Consider the following 15,008-nt stretch of genomic DNA (forward strand, 5'->3'; position numbering starts at 1 on the left):
CTTGATTAATAGTTATAAGCAATTAGGTACCAGGTATTTAAAGAAGAATATGAAACGAACCATCTTGACCTTGGTTGGAATCGTACTCTCTGTAGCGCTAATTTCAACGATTGGCCTCTTTATGAAAGGATCACAACTTTCCCAAATTGAGAACATCAAGAAGTTAAACGGAGTGTCTTTTCATGTTGGTATATCAGATTACGATGAAAAGATATTAAATAAAATCAAATTTAATCCCCAAATTGAATCGTTTGGTTTAATGTCTCAGGGAGACATCGTTCCAGTTGGAGATGTTTCTGTGCAAATGAATTTCGCGGATCATCACGCCTTAAAATATTTAACCTATAGCCTTCTTGATGGCAAATTACCAACTAATGATCATGAAGCAGCTGTCGATCCTTGGGTACTCCCTTATATAAAAAAAGATCTTCAAATCGGTGATTCATTTGAACTGGAAGGGAAAACATATCAACTAGTTGGTTTACTGAATAATAGTGAGTTTACACAGAAAAATAAAGAGGGACGATTATTAACATATAAAAGTAAATTTGCTATTGGAGAAGGAAGGATATTAATTGAAATTAACGAGAAAGCAAACTTTAACGAGGTTTTAGACGAACTAAAATTAATGACGGAAGACAATAACATTGATATTAATACTCAATTAATTCAAGCTTTGAAACCGGAGTCAGATCAATCGCTCCTAGCCATTCTTGTTATTGTTGTCAGTATAGTTGTCATATCTACAATAGTTGTCATTTATAACGCTTTTCAAATTAGTGTCGTAGAGCGGATGAAGCAGTTTGGCTTGTTGAGAAGCATCGGTGCTACGCGAAAGCAAATTAGACAAATTGTTATGAAAGAAGCTGTTGTGCTGGCTTTCATCGCTATACCAATTGGAATTGTATGTAGCTTATTGGCACTTGCTATTCTCCAAACCATTTTCTTGATTGTACTATCAGATGGTCAGAATATTTCGATATTCAATGTCGATTGGAAGATCATATTAATCAGTTCGCTTCTTACCCTGATAGCTGTTTTAGCGTCTAGTTATTACCCTGCTTTTTTTGCAGGCAAAATATCTCCATTGCTAGCAATCAGCAGCAGACTGTCAATTAAAAAAGAGGCAATCAAAAAACAAAAAAATACCGCTCTGAGAAAACCTTTATCTTTCCCCTTAAGCATGGCCTTGAAAAATGTGAAAAGAAATAAAAATCGTTATTTCGTTACCATTTTATCAATTATTATAAGCAGTGTATTGTTTATTACTTTTTCATCGTTGATGGATATCGCATTTTCATCCAAGTTTATGAACGATTCTTCCACTAAATCGGATCTTACAATCGATCTGGATGATAACCATGTTTCTTCTGAGGACCAACAAATTATGGATCAGTTAAAGTTGAATCAAAATATCTCCAAAGTTTACGAACAGGATTCAAGTTTTAAAATTGAATTGGAGGATACAACTCAATCTCGCGCGACTGTTGAGGACATCCAGAAGACTATTGGACATAAACACGCCATTACAGTGGTTAATCACTTTGAAGAGAATAAAGTCAAGATGGAATCCGTTCTCATGACCAAAATTCTTGTCTATGCTTTTATTGTGGTCATTGCTTTAATTGGCAGTTTAAATATCCTCAATACGATTACTATAAGCATCATGATAAGACGAAAAGAACTGGCTGCATTAAAATCCATAGGCATGTCTCAAAGGGATTTGAAAAAAATGATTATCTATGAAGCACTGATTTACGGTTTTTCTGGAAGTTTACAGGGCATTTTCTTCGGCTGTATACTTTCATATATTATTTATTTGGCTGCTTCCGGTGTCTTAAAGGTTGCATGGACGATTCCCTATGAGGCTTGTTTCATTACGTTCGCTGCCGCTTTGTTAATAAGTTATTTATCTGTTTTTCTACCACTACGAAGAATCCATCAGGATAATATTATAGATACGATAAGGGAAGAATAATACGAAAGGCCTGGCTATTTATAGTCAGGCTATTCTGATTTGGTGCTAACTGCTAATATAGAGTGAGAGGAAGGAGAGGATATATTTGAATAAAATATTGCTGGTTGAGGATGATGAGGCTCTTGGTTTAGCTATCGAGTTTTCATTGAAAAATGAAGGTTATGAGGTGATTAGAGCCTCAAGTGTAAAAGAAGCGAGAAACCAGTATGATCATACTATTTTTAAGTTGGCCATATTAGATATCAATCTTCCAGATGGAAATGGCTACGATCTATGTCTGCACTTTAAAAAACAAAACGATGCCATTTCTATCATTTTTTTAACCGCTCTAGATGAAGAAGCGAATGTAGTAATGGGGCTAGATATCGGTGGGGACGATTATATGACAAAACCTTTTCGAGTTAGAGAACTTATGTCGAGGGTAAGAGTGCAATTGCGTAAACAAACTAAGTTAGAAGAAGCTTCATTGATTTTAACATCTGAGAATTTAAAAATTGATATGAACCAAGTCAAGGTTTATAAAAATCAAGAAATTGTCCCATTAACGAATTTAGAATATAAGCTTCTGTTAACTTTTATGCAAAATGCTTACAAAGTATTAAAAAGAGATGAAATTCTTCAGAAAATCACGGAAGGTGATGAAGTTTTCTTTGATGAAAATACGTTATCTGTATATATAATGCGTTTAAGAGACAAAATTGAAGATAATCCAAAAAGTCCACAGTTTATCATCACCCAAAGAGGACTAGGATATCGCTGGGACAAGGATGTGAGCAAACAGTAACATGATAAAAAATACCGAGATAAAAGGCTATATGATTGTAATGTTCACTTTGTTTTTTCTATTTATGATCTACCAGTTTATGACACACCAACTATTTTACGATCATTTAAAAAGTGATTCTATTGCAACCTGGGGGGAAATTACCGCCAGATTGGTTGAACAAAATCCTGAGAATGAAGCAGAAATTATGAAAGTCTTAACAAGCAATTCTTCAGATTCTAATACGTATCAGGAAAAAGGAAGAGAAATCTTTAGACAATATGGAGTATATGAAGATTTGGAAACAGAGTTTTTTCCACTTTTAAATAACCATATTTTTAGCCATAATCAGTCAATTTTTTTGGGATTGATTTTTCTTGGATGTATATTGTTTTTGGCAAACTACATACAATACACTATTTTCTTCAATAAAATCAAACAACTTACTTCGACTGCAAAAAAAATAATCGAAGGGGATTACTCGGTTACAATAAACGAAAATAAAGAAGGAGATATTGCCAAACTGGTGGTTTCATTGCGTTCCATGAAAGATATTATTAGAAAAAGCATGAGTGATTTGCTTGAAGAGAAGAAGTTTTTAGGTCAAATACTACAAGACATATCCCACCAATTAAAAACACCACTTTCGACTATATCCATCTACAATGAATTGCTATTGAATGAAGACTTGCCCCGTCAGCAGCAAGTTCAATTATTGCAAAATAATGAAGTTCAAATCACCAGAATGAATGTCTTGATTCAAAACTTATTAAAAGTAGCGAAAATTGATGCTAGAGCTATTTCATTTGATAAAGAACCTTTAAACTTTGTGGAGACCATTAATGAAGTTTTGAATCGTTTAGACAATATGATCAATGAAAAGGAATTGTCAATTGACTGGGATGAACCGAAGGAAATAGTGGTTGTCCACGATAAATTATGGATGCAAGAGGCTTTGATGAACTTGCTAAAGAATGCGATTGAGCATTCCAAGCATGGTGATAAAATTACACTTCAACTCAAAGATACACCCATTTATACGGAACTTGTGATTCAAGACTTTGGAGAGGGGATTGCACTTGAGGAATTGCCACATATCTTTAATCGATTCTACAAAGCAAGTAGTTCTAAAAAACATGATTCGACAGGGATTGGTTTGGCGTTAACAAAAGCGATTATTGAAGAGCATCAAGCCTTGATTAAAGTTGAAAGTGAGAAAAATGCCTATACAAAATTTACGATTACCTTCATTAAATTCTAGAATGTATGATATAAAAGTCAATAAAAGTAAGAGGATTTATTTAAAACGAAAGATTCATAAATAGTGTCATCTTTTCTAATTTAGATTGATTAGAAAGGATGACTTTTTTGATATTTAGGAAATTAAAATCTTAAATGGCAAGAGTAGCAATCACATGCGTAAATTTACAATTTAGTAAGATTAAAAGTCATATTGTAAGGGGACAGTCATTCATTTATAAAAAGAAAACGTTTATGTTTAAAGTATTAAAAATAAGGAGCTGGCAAAGTGAAAAAGAAATAGCTTTTTTTGTATTAATGCTAAAAAATAAAATTTTCTACTAGGAGATTCTGAATGAATAAATTAAATACGTATGCAAGAATAGACACTATGGATTACTTACGTGGGTTTGCTTTGTTGGGGGTACTTCTGGTGAATAGTTTTCAGGTTATGGATAATTTGTCTAATAATGAATTACACAGTGTATTATTTTCTATTTTTAACAGGAAATTTTATCCCATTTTATTCTTCTTGTTTGGATTTGGCTGTTATCTTTTTATGAATAGATCCAAGCAAAAACTAAACAATAGATACCTTTTGTATTTCCGCAGAATCGGTTTTTTATTTGTGCTAGGACTGATCCATACATTTTATGCACCGCCAGGGATTAATGATGTATTAACGGTGTATGCTGTACTTGGTCTGTTTATGGCAATATTTTTCAAAAGAGGTAAATGGAATAACTTCATAGTAACGATTACACTAATAGCATTATCTATAGTTACAGCTTTTTATCAACCGTTTTATGGCGAGAGAATAATATGGCTAGATTTATTATCCAACATTAGTAAATGGTTTGCGCTAATGATGCTAGGTTTTACGATGGGCCAATTTCAATTTTTTGAAAATATCCATGGGAAATTAAAATATATTTCGATCTTTTTAATAGTAAATATTTGTACTTACGTGTTTTTATTTTATGTAAAGATGTCAATTGACATTACTCCTGCAGGAACTGAAATACTAGAAGATTATATTGTTCCTTTTATGATGATTAGTGGTCTTCTTATTGTTTTACAATGGGATAGAGCAAAAATGATATTATCTCCATTAAAATATTATGGACAAATGTCCTTAACAAATTATCTTGCGCAAAGTGCCTTACTTATTGTATTTAGCCTCATAATTGGTATTACACCTATTCATTCATTAATTGTGTGCTTCATAATCCACGCTTTATTAATTACTTTTAGTATAGTTTGGTTAAAATATTTTAATATGGGACCAGTTGAATTGTTATTACGATGCTTCACTTATTGGGTTAAAGTTCCGAATAAGAAAAAAATCATTAAAGAAAGTTTTAATGAAACTTAACTTGCCTAATAACCGGAAAATATGCTGGTAAAAATAACGTATATATTTGCTTGCGTGATAGGGCATTAAAGGATCACTAGACTAAATGTGACCCAATGCATCCACTTTAAAAATTTCTTATCTGTTTTAGTAAGGTATTAAGTTCATTCGCCTCTTTTTTACTCTTAGTAAGTGTTAGGATCCAAGCACACAAATAGAGTACAAAAAACCCACCAAGAAAATCTATGCTTAGAAAATTATCTGACCAATTGTTATATAAAGATATAGAAAAGACTACTAGAAACATCATGATAAAATGGATTACTAAAGCAAACAAATAGTTAATTTTTTCAATGTCAAAAATGATTGTAAAAATACCTGCGCAAGCTGAGATTATTAACACACTAATAATCTCAGCTTCTGAAGAAATGATATTTTTTCTCGATAGTAAAACTATCATATAAATAAATGCACCAGTGCCTAAACCTGAAAATAGTCTATTTTTTAATTGCAACGAAAATGTCTTCCTCTCAATATAAGATAGGTTTGTTTAATTCCTTTTGCACATAATTTGTATAAAGAATTCCCCCGAAGAAAAGTCCTATAGATAGTCCACTTATGGCAGAATAAATGATATTAAATGAAATGTCATTATAAAATGATGGCGAGATGCCTAAAGTTACATTTAAGAGATACTTCACCAAAAAATTTATTAGGATAATGATTAATGGAAGATAGCATTTCTTTCTGATGATTACTGATTCTTGTTTGAAGAAAATTTGATATTTTTTATACAACAAATAACCAAGTAAAGTTCCAGGAAAAATGAAAAAGAAATAGCTTATTAAACAAAATTCTAAGTGCGAAAATTGAGTGATCATTTTTTCAAATCCCCATAGCATAAATATGATAGGAACTAAAAACATTTTAGATAAATTGATTGGTCTTTCCTGGGAAATAGCGATACCTCGTTTTATTAAAATAAATAATAATATCCACACCCATAGTGGCGTTCCTAAAAGTACTTCTTTAATAATGTTATACATTCTTTATTGCCTCCTTTGATGTTATTCATAATGGCATCAAAGAGGGAATAAAGAAATACGTATAAACATATGTGGTGAAAATCAATACATAAGTGGACTTTTGGAATATCCTGTTAATGTCTTTTTCAAAGAAGTTACATATTTTCTTGACACAATTACTTTCTCTTCATTAGAGAGAATTGCTTCAAGATTACCATTAGGTTTAACCGAAAATTTATTTATAAAATGAATATTGATAATGACAGTTTTTGAGATTCTGATGAAGTTATTGGGAAGATCATGTTCTAATTTGTATAAAGGGCTTTTTATTTCAAAAATACTTTCATTTGTGTAAATAAATATTTTTCGTTCAAGATATTCTAAATAAATTATATTGGAATAGGGTATTTTTTCTTGTTCGTTTTTCGATGTAGAATTTGCTATTAAATAGTTATCAGTGCTTTTTTCAAGAGTTGATACGATATCTTGAATAAAGGACGTTACTTTGTGAATGTTAAATGTACATGATTCTTCTTTAAGTTTTTCAATAATTTTAATGTTAACCTTCATTTAAGGTATATATTCCTTTCAAAAATTGAGTCTTAGAAATTTAAGGTGAATATAAAGAGTATATCAAAATTACTTTGAATTTTTTAATTGTAGGATAGTTTTTACCAAGATAATGTCAAACAATAATAGATTTATGAAATAAGCCATTTCTAAGCGGAGAAATCTGACCGTAGAAATGGCTTTTGTTATATGTAAAAATTTGTTTGAAAAATTCAGTCTCGTATCATTTTTACAACCTACAATGAAGTCAAAGGAAAGGAGTGTTGTAGGTGAAGGTGAAAAAAATAAGTCTTGTTCTAGTTCTCATATTGGCAAGTTTCATAACAAATGACGTAGTCGTACATGCAGATGATCATGAACATGAAGATAAAAAACATGAAAAGTATAAAGAATATAAGGACTATAAAGACGACGATGATGATGACGATGAGAAATATTACGATGACGATGAAGAAGAAGGTGAAACTTACTACTTTCAAGAAGCTGTAAGTGAAAAAGGTACTTGGAATATTTGGACACGAACAGTTGCTGCAGATAAAGAAGTGCTACCTTTCACAAGCTCTCAAAAGGTTACGTTAAAGGTAGAAGGTACAAAGAAGGAGCTGAGCTTTTTTGTTATACCAAAAGATGGGGAAATTTTTGTGCCAGGAAAAGCAGTAGCGCAGGTTTTAGGAGCAAAAGCAACCTTTTATAAAGAAAGTAAAATTTTAGCCATCCAAAATCAAACAAATGAATTAATTTACCGTGCTGGTACTAACGTTGTTTATGATAACAATGTGAAAACACCGACTCCTGCACAAGCATTTTATGTAAATGAAGAGTTATATGTACCTATTAGTACAATAACGAATGGCTTAGGTTATATAGCAGAGTGGCAAGAAAATTATCAAACATTTGTATGCCAGCCAATTGCAAATTAGGGGGAAGCACTATGAAAGATCCAAAAAAGGCAAAATGGGTTTTAGGGGCGTCAGGGATACTTTTATCTGCAGCATTATTAACCCAAATTAACAGCCCAACAGAAGCAGAAACTACAAGCACAAATAATATTCAGGAAGTAAATCAGGAAAATATGACGAAAAAAGAAAAAGAACTAGTACAACTGGATTGGACAAACTTTGAAATTACAAGTCAACCCGCTGTCAAAAGCGAGCGCAAAACGAAAAGAACTTAATGGGGTTGGTCGTGTGGATACACTATCTTTACAAATAATGAACACTGATTTTTATATTGCTATGCCAAAAGATGTTCGTTTCGTATGGAAAGAAAAAGCGGAGAAATGGCTTCAATATGTAGCAAAAGAATGGTCAAGGTTTCAAGCTAATAATGAATTATCACAACTTAATGATTTAGAAATTGGAGAAACGCTACGCATTAATTCGTTACTTTATGATTGTTTAGTGCAAGCGGATAAACATTATCAACTTTCCAATGGTTTATTCTCACCGTATCTTAAACGCCAATTAGAACAGCATGGCTACAATCAATCTTTCCCATTTGATGCAGCTAAAAGTAAGACATTTCAAAACAAACCTCTTATTGCAGATCAACCATTTCAATTTCTAGGCGATGAGCAAGTGATGAAGGTAGCACCGGAGGAAATTGATTTGGGTGGATTTGCCAAAGGGTATGCCATTGAAAAATTGGCGAAATGGCTTGAGCAAGAGGTATCTCCCGAATATGGACTAATAGACGGGGGAGGGGATATGAAAATGTGGTCTTCTGGGGAAAAGATCTGGACAATCGGTGTTGCAGATGCCTGGGAAATCGACAAGGAAATTAGCTCGATTAAAATGAAAACAGGTGCAATTGCTACATCCAATCGAGTTTATCGAAGCTGGGTGCAAGGAACGATGAAGAAACATCATTTATTAAACGGACAAACAGGTGAAATCGCCAATACAGAAGTATTGCAAGCTTCAGTCGTAACGTCCTCTTTATGTGATGCAGAGGTTGGTGCGAAACTTTGCTTTCTTATGGATGAGGGTGAATTGCAGCAATGGTTCGAAAATAATTGCCAACAGAGTGCCCGCTTTGTTGTTAAAGAAGGGCAAGCATCAAATTGGATGATGACGGGGGTGCAATAAATGATTATCAGTACGTGGGAATGGATTCGATTATTAGGGCTTTTAGCGTATTTTTACTTCACAATTTCCATTATATTTGGTTTGTTGAGAAAATCATCATTTGCCAAATCCCATAAAAATTTAATTTACCATATACATCAAAATGCGGGATGGCTAGGATTAATCACCGTAATAGCGCATATGTTAGTCCTTTTAATCGATCATTATGAGCCTTATAGTATAATAGGGATTTTAATTCCGTTCTCTGCTAAATATCAGTCTCTACCATCGGCACTTGGAACAATAGCATTTTATTTATTTTTAATGGTAATCATGACATCGGATTTATGGATTCGAACAATGAATCGCTCGTTATGGAAAAAGCTACACTTTCTTGTGTTACCGGCATGGGCATTATCACTTGCTCATGGAGTACTAATTGGAACGGATACAGAAAATACGTTGATTATTATGTTTTATGTAGTTTCTGGGGGGATTACCATGTTAATACTGGTTGCGAGAACAATAAGCCAGTTCGTGAAAAAAGTAAATATTTCAACGCCACACAATAATTAAAAGGAAACGGGGCTGTTTTAAAAAGCCCCGTTTCTTATATAGGGAATTCAATATGAAATGTAGTTCCTTGATCTACTTTACTTGTCGCGGAAATTTTACCATCATGTTGCTCTACTATTGCTTTTGCTATGGCCAGGCCTAAGCCAGTGCCATTTCGTTGACGAGCGGCATCACTTCGGTAGAATCGCTCAAACACTAAAGGCAATTCCTGTTCAATCATACCCATACCACTATCGGCAACAGTGATTTTTACAGAGTCTTTATTTTTTAAAAGCGCAAGCGTTATTGTTCCACTATTTGTATATCTTATCGCATTGTCTAAAAGAATATAGAGCAGCTCTTGTATCTTTGAAGCATCACCAAGCAGCTCGATGTTTTCTTGGATTTCAGTAGAAAACTGGATTTCAGGAGGCATAATTCTTTGGAATTTCGTGTTTACTTTTTGGAGTAAAGTTGATAATGGTATGGTTTCTTTTTGAATGGAAACCTGCTGCTGATCGTGTCTCGCTAAGAACAGTAGTTTCTCTATGAGCTCTTTCATTATTTCAGCCTCATCTTTTAAATCCGCAATTAATTCCTTTCCAAAAGGGCTTAAGTGCTTTTCTTCTTCAACTTCTAAAATTTCAAGTGAACTATAAAAAATACTTAGTGGTGTTCGTAATTCATGGGATGCATCGGAAACGAATTTTTTTTGTTTATCGAATGACCATTGAATAGGTACCATCGCTTTACCAGCCATATAATAAGCCAGTAGACCGATTAAGACAGTTGAAATACATGTTAATAATACTAATAAATACTTTGTCATTTGAAAAAAATGATGCTGTGACGTCACAGATTTACCAACGAAAATATAGCCTACTACCGTATCGTTGTTGAGAATTGGCTTTTTTAGAAGTAGAAAATGATCTTCCTGCCATTCATAATGCTGTACGAGGTCCTCATCTGGATTCCTATTGCCAAACGCTTTTTCAAGCTGATTTTTCAGTCCCTTGAAAGATTCGTCACCATGGACAAACTTATGATCTTTAGTGTAAATATAGTAAAAAAAACTGCGATTTGGATCATAGCTTAAAGTTTTAGTGTTGGCATTAACATGTTCAAAGAAATCGTGTTCTTGCCGAACATAAAAGTCTTCTAATTCGTTTATTTGTTGATTTTCCATTAATTTTACGAGGGAAAAGTATAGAACAATAACGAATAGTGAAAATAGCAAAAAGTAAAGCGTTGCATACAAAAAGGATAATTTTTTTTTCGTTTTATGAAACATTAGTCTTCCCTCAGTTTATAGCCAATCCCTCTAACATTTTGAATACGCGATTTAGATTGACTATCATCAATTTTTTTTCGAACAAGCTTGACTAAAGCATCTAAGGAATTATTCGATACATCGTAATCGTAGCCCCAAATATAAATACAAATTTGTTCCCTAGTTAGTACACGACCTTTATTGATAAATAAATACTCCAAAAGTAAAAATTCATTTTTAGTTAGATCAATACTTTCATTATTGTACAAAAACACACGGGAATCTACATTCAGCTGCAATTGATCTATCTGGATGACCTGTTCTATCACTTTATCTTTTCTTCTTAGTAATGCGCGAACTCTTGCTAACAGTTCCTCTATTTTAAATGGTTTCACTATGTAATCATCTGCGCCACTATCAAGGCCTTTAATAATGTCCTCTGTATCGTCCCTCGCTGTTAGCATTAAAATACTACCATTGAACCCAGTCTTTCGTAGCTGCTGGCACACTTGAAGTCCACTAAGGTGCGGCATCATCCAATCTAAAATAACAAGATCATATTGCTCTGTAAGCGTATAGTCTAGCGCTTCCTGGCCATTCTCCGCTTCAGTCACATTGTGAAATTCTTTCTTTAAAATATGAACGATATTTCTTCTTAAACGTGCATCATCTTCTGCTAGTAATATTTTCAAGGCAGCTTCCTCCTATTTACAATATTCAACTAAGTATACGCTTAAAAAATGAAATGAAACTGAAAAAAGTTCCTTCCTCCGCTATATGTATTCCATACTTCGATAAGAGTTGAAGTTTTTCCTATCTATAATGTTCTTAAATATAGAAATAGGGGGACAAATAATGAATATTTATAAATTTACAGCATTGTTAGTTTTAACGACATTTTTAATGGGATCTTCATTTGCCATTGTTAAATTGGCATTGCCTTATGCATCTCCACTATTATTGGCTGCACTTCGCTTTATACTCGCAGGGATAATGATGGCTGTCGTCGTGTTCGCGTTAAAAAGACCTCATCTAACTTCAAAAGAAGGCTGGATGAAAATTTTAGTAATTGGAGCATTTCAAACTGCGGGTGTGATGGGCTGTATTTTTTTAAGCCTACGGACGATTACAGCAAGTGAATCCTCTATTCTAACATTTACGAATCCTTTGCTTGTCGTCATATTTGCTACAATATTTACGAAAGCGCGTTACCGATTGTATCAATGGTGTGGTGTTTTCTTGGGGCTAATTGGTGTTACGATTACAATGGGTATGCAGATTGAAGGGGAAATCGGAATTCTTTTTGGTATTCTGTCAGCTGTTTTTTGGGCAATTGCGACACTACTGGCTAAAAAATGGGGTGTCTTATTTGATACATGGGTGCTATCAGCCTATCAAATGCTTTTCGGTGGTTTCTTACTTTTATTAGCAAGTTTCGTGTTAGAACAACCATTTTTTACGGTGAATGTTCATTCAGTTTTCATTTTATTATGGCTTAGCATTTTCTCGTCAATTGTGCAATTTGCCGGCTGGTATTATCTTTTACAAAATAGTGATCCTGGAAAAACGAGTGCCTTTTTGTTTTTAGCTCCTTTTTTCGGCGTGATAACAGGCTGGATATTATTAGATGAACCATTAAAGCCATCGCTAGTCGTAGGAGGGCTGTTTATAATTGCTGGTATTTACTTAGTGAACCGCAATTTTACAACTAACGCTAAAAAAATATCCGCGGAGAGTCGAGTATAGACTATCCGCGGAAAGAAGACAGAGCCCTGTGCCAGTTTATATATCTAACTGAAAAACTTCTTTAAAGCCAGCCTTTCCTTTTTCGGTAACTTTAATGGCACGAATAGACGGGACACGAGTCACCCAATCCAAATTTAATAAATGTGCAAATATCCCTTGACCAAGAGCTCCAGCTAGATGATAACGTCGTTCACTCCAATCCAAACATGCAGGGGAAAATGATCGACGCTTTCTTTTTAAATCATCTAAATCAATGCCGAATTCTGTGAAAAATTGTGTGCCTTCAGTTGTTATGAGAAACTGTTTTTCCTCCAGTTTTAAATAGCCAGCGTTAAGCAATGATTCTGTTAATTGAACACCTAGTTTACCAGCTAAATGGTCATAGCAAGTTCTTGCACCCTGTAATAATTTCATTTGGCTAGATTGTTTTAAAGAGCGTACCTCGGGTGGAGGAGAAATCGCTAAAAAGGATTCTAGTAAATGAGCAATTTCTTCGTCTGCTAATTGAAAATATCGATGACGACCTTGTTTCTCTACTTTAACAAGTTTACCATCTACTAACTTTGCAAGATGAAAGCTAGCAGTCTGAGGCTTAATGGCTGCCATATAAGCTAATTCACTGGCAGTATGAAAACGACCATCCATCATACTAGCAAGCATCGTAGCTCTAGAAGTTTCTCCAAGAAGCGAAGCGATTTCAGCCATATTTGGATTAATACCCATTCGTCACAACCCTTTCTGCATTCCATATTTCGATTTTCGTATAAGTATTTATCGTTTACAATAATACATAAAAAGGTGGGAGTAAATAGCTATGAAAACATATTATGCCGTAATTTTCACATCAAAAAGAACAGTCGAGGATGGAGAAGGCTATGCCAAAATGGCAGAAGTAATGGATGAACTAGCACAAAAACAGCCCGGTTTTATCCGTGTAGAAAGCGCCAGAAATGCTGATGGGAAGGGAATTACTGTATCCTATTGGGAATCACTAGAGGCAATTCAGGTGTGGAGAGAAAATTCAAAACATCTAGTTGCACAGCAATTCGGAAAAGAAAAATGGTACATGCAATATAATGTGGAAATTTGTCAAGTTATAAAAGATTATTCTTTTATACAGAATTGAAAGTACCAATATGACGATTTTCTTACCATGGCAAAACGTTAATAACATAAGCGATTTATGCGATTAAAAACTAATAATATCAATACTATTAGAAAATCTAATAAATCTAATGAACATAAACTACTTATAGAATCATGAAATCGCCACTGAACTAATATGGAGAAAAGTTACATACAATCAATAAAGGCTTATACAAGAATTTTATTTCTAGTAAAAAGGTATTTATGTTATAATATGGTAATACTTAAAATCAGTATGCAACAAATGGGTCATTTTATTGAAACACTATGTAGTGCTTTTCCTATGCAGGGTAGGACAGGAGGTCAAGAAATGAAAATTACCATGCGATATGGGGTTGACGCTCCATTTTGGGTTGCCTTTTTAATTATTATCGGGTTGGTATTTACGTTATCGGGTGTGTTTGGGTCAGTCAATGGGTTTGTATTTGGCTATGGTTTGATTTGTCTTGTGACGGGCTTATGGATGTTTACATACTCAACAACAATCAAAATCGCACACAGAGAGGTGATTTTGAGCCTTGCACAAGCTAAATCAGGTGATGAACTTCTAGATGTAGGAACAGGTCGTGGACTTTTAGCTATTTCAGCATCTCAAAAGGGTTGTAAGGTGACAGCCACTGATGTTTGGTCAAAATGGGATTTGGGAGGGAATGGAAAAGCTAAACTAAAAGCTAATATGGTTGCTGAAAGTGTAGCAGAAATCGACATCGTGGATGCTGACGCTCGGGAACTTCCATTTTCGGACGGAAGTTTCGATGTTGTTGTCTCAAACTTCGTAGTCCATAACATTAAAAGTGTAGAAGGAAGAAGGAAGGCGATTCTTGAAATGTGGCGAGTTTTAAGCCCGAATGGTCGATTAGTCATTTCCGATTTCAGTAAAACCGCTGAATACATTCAAATATTGAATTCAGTTTCCAATCGCGTTGAAATAAAGCAATTTTATTATACATTTCCGTTTTCAAAAGCTGTTGTTGTGCAAAAGATTTAAGAAATCAATAATCAGAAAAGATGTATTTACTAAAAGGTTCATATAACAGGGGGCAGAAAAAGGAAATGATGATTATAAGTTTTCTTTTAATTAGTTGGATATTAAGTTGGTTTAAGTTTGACGAGTTGTTTATTCAAGCACTCAAGGAACTATTTAACAAAAAGGCGACAATTGCAAGTTATTATTTTATATTTTTTTGTATTGGGGCAATTGGAGACTTAATCTTATTTTTCAACGGAAATTATATAACCAATTTATTCAGCTAACGACCAGATTGAGGAATAAAGAAAATAGCTTATAACATTAAA

17 protein-coding genes are annotated in these 15,008 nt (G+C 33.7%); 11 read left to right on the forward strand and 6 right to left on the reverse strand.

Annotated elements, in window-relative coordinates; translation table 11 throughout:
- Window position 1: 1 nt before the first annotated feature.
- From ACZ11_RS06340 to ACZ11_RS06360, 4 genes are all read left to right on the forward strand, one after another.
- On the forward strand, window positions 2-1,978 hold the full coding sequence (locus tag ACZ11_RS06340) for an ABC transporter permease (protein WP_049664578.1): 1,977 nt from the start codon (window positions 2-4) through the stop codon (window positions 1,976-1,978).
- An 85-nt stretch (window positions 1,979-2,063) separates the two neighbouring features.
- The gene (locus ACZ11_RS06345) at window positions 2,064-2,762 is read left to right on the forward strand and encodes a response regulator transcription factor (protein ID WP_049664579.1); all 699 of its coding nucleotides are present in this window, start codon (window positions 2,064-2,066) and stop codon (window positions 2,760-2,762) included.
- Between the two features lies 1 nt (window position 2,763).
- Window positions 2,764-4,002: a sensor histidine kinase gene (locus ACZ11_RS06350; RefSeq protein ID WP_201778500.1), complete on the forward strand. Its 1,239-nt coding sequence runs from the start codon at window positions 2,764-2,766 to the stop codon at window positions 4,000-4,002.
- 411 nt (window positions 4,003-4,413) lie between these two features.
- The gene (locus ACZ11_RS06360) at window positions 4,414-5,355 is read left to right on the forward strand and encodes a DUF418 domain-containing protein (protein ID WP_161804443.1); all 942 of its coding nucleotides are present in this window, start codon (window positions 4,414-4,416) and stop codon (window positions 5,353-5,355) included.
- A gap of 106 nt (window positions 5,356-5,461) precedes the next feature.
- Here the strand turns inward: ACZ11_RS06360 and ACZ11_RS06365 are convergent, their stop codons facing one another.
- The 3 genes from ACZ11_RS06365 to ACZ11_RS06375 all read right to left on the reverse strand — a co-directional run bounded on the left by ACZ11_RS06365 (window position 5,462) and on the right by ACZ11_RS06375 (window position 6,929).
- On the reverse strand, window positions 5,462-5,848 hold the full coding sequence (locus ACZ11_RS06365) for a DUF3021 family protein (RefSeq protein WP_049664584.1): 387 nt from the start codon (window positions 5,846-5,848) through the stop codon (window positions 5,462-5,464).
- A 16-nt stretch (window positions 5,849-5,864) separates the two neighbouring features.
- Window positions 5,865-6,380 (reverse strand): DUF6622 family protein, encoded by a 516-nt coding sequence (locus tag ACZ11_RS06370; RefSeq protein ID WP_049664586.1) that lies wholly within the window; start codon window positions 6,378-6,380, stop codon window positions 5,865-5,867.
- 81 nt (window positions 6,381-6,461) lie between these two features.
- Entirely contained in the window at window positions 6,462-6,929 is a 468-nt protein-coding gene (locus ACZ11_RS06375) for a LytTR family DNA-binding domain-containing protein (protein WP_049664587.1), read from the reverse strand.
- 269 nt (window positions 6,930-7,198) lie between these two features.
- On the opposite strand from ACZ11_RS06375, the gene ACZ11_RS06380 reads away from it, so the two are divergent.
- From ACZ11_RS06380 to ACZ11_RS06395, 4 genes are read left to right on the forward strand one after another with little or no spacing between them, the layout of a single operon-like run.
- Window positions 7,199-7,849 (forward strand): copper amine oxidase N-terminal domain-containing protein, encoded by a 651-nt coding sequence (locus ACZ11_RS06380; protein ID WP_049664588.1) that lies wholly within the window; start codon window positions 7,199-7,201, stop codon window positions 7,847-7,849.
- 11 nt (window positions 7,850-7,860) lie between these two features.
- Entirely contained in the window at window positions 7,861-8,103 is a 243-nt protein-coding gene (locus tag ACZ11_RS06385; RefSeq protein WP_049664590.1) for a hypothetical protein, read from the forward strand.
- A gap of 13 nt (window positions 8,104-8,116) precedes the next feature.
- Window positions 8,117-9,016: an FAD:protein FMN transferase gene (locus tag ACZ11_RS06390; RefSeq protein WP_236690795.1), complete on the forward strand. Its 900-nt coding sequence runs from the start codon at window positions 8,117-8,119 to the stop codon at window positions 9,014-9,016.
- Complete coding sequence (locus ACZ11_RS06395; protein ID WP_049664592.1) at window positions 9,017-9,571, forward strand: ferric reductase-like transmembrane domain-containing protein; 555 nt, start codon at window positions 9,017-9,019, stop codon at window positions 9,569-9,571. It begins immediately after the preceding gene.
- 34 nt (window positions 9,572-9,605) lie between these two features.
- Here ACZ11_RS06395 and ACZ11_RS06400 read toward each other — a convergent pair whose 3' ends face one another.
- Together ACZ11_RS06400 and ACZ11_RS06405 are read right to left on the reverse strand one after the other, a co-directional pair.
- On the reverse strand, window positions 9,606-10,841 hold the full coding sequence (locus ACZ11_RS06400; RefSeq protein ID WP_049664593.1) for a sensor histidine kinase: 1,236 nt from the start codon (window positions 10,839-10,841) through the stop codon (window positions 9,606-9,608).
- On the reverse strand, window positions 10,841-11,512 hold the full coding sequence (locus ACZ11_RS06405; RefSeq protein WP_049664595.1) for a response regulator transcription factor: 672 nt from the start codon (window positions 11,510-11,512) through the stop codon (window positions 10,841-10,843). The genes ACZ11_RS06400 and ACZ11_RS06405 overlap by 1 nt, the downstream gene beginning before the upstream one ends.
- 163 nt (window positions 11,513-11,675) lie before the next feature.
- On the opposite strand from ACZ11_RS06405, the gene ACZ11_RS06410 reads away from it, so the two are divergent.
- Complete coding sequence (locus ACZ11_RS06410; RefSeq protein ID WP_049664597.1) at window positions 11,676-12,566, forward strand: DMT family transporter; 891 nt, start codon at window positions 11,676-11,678, stop codon at window positions 12,564-12,566.
- 36 nt (window positions 12,567-12,602) lie between these two features.
- Here ACZ11_RS06410 and ACZ11_RS06415 read toward each other — a convergent pair whose 3' ends face one another.
- Complete coding sequence (locus ACZ11_RS06415; protein ID WP_049664598.1) at window positions 12,603-13,289, reverse strand: ArsR/SmtB family transcription factor; 687 nt, start codon at window positions 13,287-13,289, stop codon at window positions 12,603-12,605.
- A gap of 91 nt (window positions 13,290-13,380) precedes the next feature.
- On the opposite strand from ACZ11_RS06415, the gene ACZ11_RS06420 reads away from it, so the two are divergent.
- Both ACZ11_RS06420 and ACZ11_RS06425 read left to right on the forward strand, forming a co-directional pair.
- Window positions 13,381-13,692 carry an antibiotic biosynthesis monooxygenase family protein gene (locus ACZ11_RS06420; protein WP_049664600.1) on the forward strand — a complete coding sequence of 104 codons (312 nt, stop codon included), beginning with the start codon at window positions 13,381-13,383 and terminating at the stop codon, window positions 13,690-13,692.
- Window positions 13,693-14,022: 330 nt separating this feature from the next.
- Entirely contained in the window at window positions 14,023-14,700 is a 678-nt protein-coding gene (locus ACZ11_RS06425; RefSeq protein WP_049664601.1) for a class I SAM-dependent methyltransferase, read from the forward strand.
- The last annotated feature ends 308 nt before the right edge of the window (window positions 14,701-15,008 follow it).

The organism is Lysinibacillus xylanilyticus (assembly GCF_001183605.1).
Taxonomy (GTDB): domain Bacteria; phylum Bacillota; class Bacilli; order Bacillales_A; family Planococcaceae; genus Lysinibacillus; species Lysinibacillus xylanilyticus.

Excerpts from the sequence above, each read along its gene's own strand:
- ACZ11_RS06420 (WP_049664600.1), top strand. The coding sequence starts at position 13,381 with ATGAAAACATATTATGCCGTAATTTTCACATCAAAAAGAACAGTCGAG.
- ACZ11_RS06395 (WP_049664592.1), top strand. The coding sequence starts at position 9,017 with ATGATTATCAGTACGTGGGAATGGATTCGATTATTAGGGCTTTTAGCG.
- ACZ11_RS06350 (WP_201778500.1), top strand. The coding sequence starts at position 2,764 with ATGATAAAAAATACCGAGATAAAAGGCTATATGATTGTAATGTTCACT.
- ACZ11_RS06375 (WP_049664587.1), bottom strand. The coding sequence starts at position 6,929 with ATGAAGGTTAACATTAAAATTATTGAAAAACTTAAAGAAGAATCATGT.
- ACZ11_RS06370 (WP_049664586.1), bottom strand. The coding sequence starts at position 6,380 with ATGTATAACATTATTAAAGAAGTACTTTTAGGAACGCCACTATGGGTG.
- ACZ11_RS06415 (WP_049664598.1), bottom strand. The coding sequence starts at position 13,289 with ATGGGTATTAATCCAAATATGGCTGAAATCGCTTCGCTTCTTGGAGAA.
- ACZ11_RS06400 (WP_049664593.1), bottom strand. The coding sequence starts at position 10,841 with ATGTTTCATAAAACGAAAAAAAAATTATCCTTTTTGTATGCAACGCTT.
- ACZ11_RS06410 (WP_049664597.1), top strand. The coding sequence starts at position 11,676 with ATGAATATTTATAAATTTACAGCATTGTTAGTTTTAACGACATTTTTA.
- ACZ11_RS06425 (WP_049664601.1), top strand. The coding sequence starts at position 14,023 with ATGAAAATTACCATGCGATATGGGGTTGACGCTCCATTTTGGGTTGCC.
- ACZ11_RS06385 (WP_049664590.1), top strand. The coding sequence starts at position 7,861 with ATGAAAGATCCAAAAAAGGCAAAATGGGTTTTAGGGGCGTCAGGGATA.